Below are 4,556 nucleotides of genomic sequence, written 5' to 3'. Positions count from 1 at the left end.
ATTTACTATACCTTTCCCTCTTTGAACAAGGTCATCATTTCCATGGTCAGGCTGACCTTTTCTACATCTTCCGGTACTTCATCCCGATTGATCCAACGGGCAGTTGCCAGTTCTTCGTGATCTACACGCAGCGTATCTTCTCCGTCAAGGTCGCAGAAAAATCCGAACAGAAGCGTGTCGGTGAAACACCAGGGCTGGCTTTTATAGAACTGCAGATTTTTGACGCAGATTCCCACTTCCTCCATGACTTCCCGGTGAACTGTCTCCTCGATGGTTTCTCCAATTTCAGCAAATCCTGCGATGAGAGCCATATTCGTATATTCCCGGCCGGCATAGGTCGATACGAGGAGCTTATTTTCATGACGGACGGCCACGATGACCGCCGGATTGATACGGGGATAATTCATAATACCGCAGGATGGGCAATACAACATCCGCTCTTTTTTGCTATGCTGCAACGGCTGCCCGCAGCATCCGCATAACTGATGATGGCGGTACCATCCGGCCAGTGACAGACCGGTGACAGAAGCAAATGCCAGGTGCCGTGGTGCCGCATACCGCATATAGCGGATAGGCACATAGGCATATCCTTCTGGAGCTGGCAGAGTACGCCGGGCCAGGAAAAACTGCCTGTCGTCGATGGCAAACAGCCAGATAAAATTATCGGCCTTCCAGCCGGAAAAATCAGAAGCTGCCGGCAGAGTAAAGCTGTTTCCATCCTGCCGTATGAGGACACTTTTTTTATCATAGGACAAGATAAGGGCATTTTCTTCTATGAGAGCAGGCGTAAATTCGTTGTGATACGTATGGGGATGGATATCCTGAATCATATAAACTCCTTACAAAGGAAATGAGGCTGTCCGGTGGCAGCCTCTCTCCGTTTTTATACTTTAATTCACAAATCTGAATATTATTTCGGTATATCTACATAAGTAGCACCCTGATTATCCGCTTTGAGAATATGACCAAAAGATTGGATGCCATACCCGGCAAAAGTAGAAATCATCGCCTCTTCTATCTCTCTTTCCCGTCCGGTTGCAAATGCGATGAGTGTCGAGCCGGAACCACTGATGGTAGAACCCAGGGCACCGGCAGCGATAGCCGCATCCAGTACGTCCTGGCCGTGGGGAATCAGCTGAATCCGATAGGGAACATGGAGCTTATCCTGCAGGCTGTATTTTAGATAGTCATACCGTTTCGTAAAGAAGGAGGACAAAAGGAAACTGACCCGGCTGACATTAAAAACGGCACTTTTATAGTCAATCGTATCGGGCAGCGCCTGTCTCGCTTCTTCTGTAGAAACTTCAATTTCCGGACTGACCGTGATAAAAGACAAATCCTCTTCTACAGGCACTGAATTGGTGATAGCTTTGTCATGGACAATGATAGACGATGTCAGTCCTCCATATGTTGCAGGCGCCACGTTATCGGGATGGCCTTCCATCGAATTGGCAATGATCAGTATATCTTCTTTGGTCAGTTTCCGCCCTGTAAGGGCATCTCCTGCCATGATTCCGCCGACGAGGGCTGCCGAGCTGCTTCCCAGCCCGCGTGCCGGCGGGATGCGGTTAATCAGCGTCAGATGACCGGCCGGCAGCGGCTGTCCATTCCGTTTTGCCACGTATGCCATGGCTTCCGATACCAGATTTTCTGCGGGATCGGTCGGGATTTCATTCTGACCCATACCCTTGATTTCGATGGTTATCGCTTCCGCTCCCGGCCGTTCTTCAAACAGTATTTCATTATACAGGGTCAGAGCGATGCCGACGGCATCAAACCCGGAACCCATATTGGCCGATGTGGCCGGAATTTTTACATGTACTTTCTTGGTCATAAACAGCACCTCTAAATTTCAATGACTCTGATTGCATTGGCAACGCGGCGGACGCAGGAAAGAGATGTCACCTTTTTCAGTGAATCCCGCACCAGCCCATCGGCTGATGCATCGATAAGAATTACAATTTCGGCAATTTCCTTCGTTTCATCTTTCTGGATTAGAGAACGGATACTAATACGATTTTCAGCAAATATGCCAGAGATACTGGACAAGACGCCCGGTGCATTATCGACGATCATGCGCAGATAATAAGGAGCGCGGATAGAGCGTGGATCCGTCAGTTTCGTGTCATGCCAGACATATTTCCGTTTTCCTGTCACGGTAAGGTTAAAATGAAGAATGACATTCATGACATCGCTGACAACCGCACTGGCAGTCGGAAAAGCACCGGCTCCCTGTCCGTAAAACATGACATCACCGACGCAGTTGCCCCGTACATATACTGCATTATAGGCTCCGCCGACATTGGCCAGCGGATGGCTTCTGGGTATAAAGGCGGGGTGGACATTGAGGGAAATCCCATCGTCGTTCTGCTGTGCAATAGCCAGCAGTTTAACGGCATAGCCCATTTCCGATGCATGTTCAATATCCTCATGGGTGATTTTCTCGATGCCTTCGACAGAGACATCGCGGAAAGTAACGGCAGAATGGAATCCCAATGTTGCCAGAATAGCGATTTTCCGGGCCGCATCATATCCACTGACATCATTAGTCGGATCGGCTTCGGCATACCCTTTTTCCTGGGCTTCCTTAAGAGCTGCTTCATAGGACAGGCCTCGTTCCGTCATATTAGTCAGGATATAGTTTGTCGTTCCGTTCATGATACCGATGATGCGTTCGATACGGTTGCTATTGAGCGACGAATACATGGGACGGATAACGGGGATGCCGCCGGCTACACTGGCTTCAAACTGGAAATCGACATTGTTTTCCTGACTGAGTTTCAAAAGAGGAATCCCATAATCAGCAATTAGGTCCTTATTGGCACTGACTACGCTCTTCCCGCGCTTAAAGCACTGTTCGATGCATTCTTTTGCAAAATCAGCACTTCCCATAACTTCCACTACGATTTCTATTTCATCATCATTGATAATATCGTTGAAATCGGTAGTAAGAGCAATGGTATCCGGCAAATCCATCTGTTCATATTTCGGTAAATCACGGATGAGTATCCGCTTAATGCTGATATGCGTCTCCAGCTGTTCCTCAATGAGCTGGCCGTTGCGGCTCAATAAATCGACAACGCCTTTACCAACGGTACCGCAGCCTAACAATGCAATTGCAACGTGTTTCATACAGCCCCTCCTTAGGCCTGCCCGATGATATCGACTTTGCTGACTCCCGGCAGTTTATCTAATTTTTTCATTAATTCATCGGCAGAAATATTCATGTTCTTCGTTTCAATGGAAATACTGACATCAGCCATTCCCTGCAGGGGAATCCCCTGATTGATAGTCAGGATGCTGCCGTTGCTGGCTGCGACTGTATGCAGCACCTGGGAAAGTTCGCCCGGTTTATCAAAGATCAGAAGCGATAAGGTAACAATTTTTCCCTGTGTTACGTCGTGGAAAGGGAAAACATAATCTTTATATTTATAGTACGCACTGCGGCTTAAATCCATCATCTTTACCGCTTCATTGATGGTACGGCTCTGATGGTGCTTTAAGATTTCTTTGACGCGGATTGTCTTTTTAATAGCTTCTGGCAGGATATCTTCCCGGACCAGATAGAAGTTATGGTTCGTGTCCTTTTTCATCGTTCATCCCTCCCTAAAAAATAAGAAAACGTCGTCATCAATCCTGGCAGAAGTTTTGTCTTCGGCCGCCAGTTCAGTGTCTGCACAGCCTTTCCATTATCGAGTACGGACCGGTAAATATCGCCGTGCCGTGCGTCTTCATAGATTACGTCAGACCGTATCTGGGCAAAATACATCAATATTTCTTTCAAGGCATTGATGGTCGTTTCGATTTTCGTACTGATATTGTAAATGCCGCTGGGAACGCCGGCATCCATGGCAGCCATGCTGGCAGCCGCCGCATCCTTGACGTAAATAAAATCCCGTGACTGATTCCCATCGCCATAGATGGTCATAGCAGTTCCCGAGGCCAATGCCCGGGAAAACAGACTGACTACACCGGCTTCCCGGCTGCTTTCCTGCCGTTCGCCATACACATTGGCGTAGCGAAGGACGGCATACGGAAGGCCATACATACGGTAATACAAAGCGGCATATGCTTCTCCTGCCGCCTTGGTCAGTCCGTAAAAAGATTGTGGCTGTACCGGTATCGTTTCATCAGCCAGTCCTGTTTCCTGATTTCCATATACAGCGGCTGATGAAGAAAGAAGTATTTTCTTTACGTCATGTCTGCAGCAGTGTTCTAACACATTAATCAGTCCCAGTACATTGACATCGGCATCTTCCCGGGGATGGAGCATGGAATAAGATACCTGCGTCTGGGCAGCTTCATGAAACACTACATCAAAAACCGTTCCGGCAAACAGACGGTCCAGAGCTTCCGTATCACGGATGTCTCCCTGACGGAACCGGGCTTCCTTATGGATATACTCTTTCCTTCCACTGTTCAGATTATCAAATACCGTTACATCATGACCGGCTTCTATTAAGGTGTCAACGAGGTGTGAACCGATGAAACCGGCACCGCCTGTAACCAATATATTCAATACATACCACTCCCTGTTCCGGTAGATTACGGCAGGT

The 4,556-nt window shown here is 48.1% G+C and carries 5 protein-coding genes; all 5 read right to left on the bottom strand.

What is annotated here, in order from left to right; all coding sequences use genetic code 11:
* Window positions 1-5 precede the first annotated feature (5 nt).
* Complete coding sequence (gene nudC, locus DBO31_RS01505; RefSeq protein ID WP_150824266.1) at window positions 6-830, bottom strand: NAD(+) diphosphatase; 825 nt, start codon at window positions 828-830, stop codon at window positions 6-8.
* An 80-nt stretch (window positions 831-910) separates the two neighbouring features.
* Window positions 911-1,834, bottom strand: coding sequence for a homoserine kinase (gene thrB, locus DBO31_RS01500; protein WP_059075575.1), 924 nt, complete (start codon window positions 1,832-1,834; stop codon window positions 911-913).
* Between the two features lie 11 nt (window positions 1,835-1,845).
* On the bottom strand, window positions 1,846-3,132 hold the full coding sequence (locus DBO31_RS01495) for a homoserine dehydrogenase (protein ID WP_150824265.1): 1,287 nt from the start codon (window positions 3,130-3,132) through the stop codon (window positions 1,846-1,848).
* 11 nt (window positions 3,133-3,143) lie between these two features.
* Window positions 3,144-3,593: an ACT domain-containing protein gene (locus DBO31_RS01490; protein WP_059075573.1), complete on the bottom strand. Its 450-nt coding sequence runs from the start codon at window positions 3,591-3,593 to the stop codon at window positions 3,144-3,146.
* Window positions 3,590-4,556 (bottom strand): NAD-dependent epimerase/dehydratase family protein (locus DBO31_RS01485; protein WP_369907303.1); only part of this gene is annotated, 967 nt, incomplete at its 5' end. The genes DBO31_RS01485 and DBO31_RS01490, both read right to left, overlap by 4 nt.

Source organism: Megasphaera sp. DJF_B143 (assembly GCF_900320625.1).
GTDB classification, from domain to species: domain Bacteria; phylum Bacillota; class Negativicutes; order Veillonellales; family Megasphaeraceae; genus Megasphaera; species Megasphaera hexanoica.
Note: the sequence above shows the minus strand (reverse complement) of the source record. Positions and strands in the feature narration are given on the sequence as shown.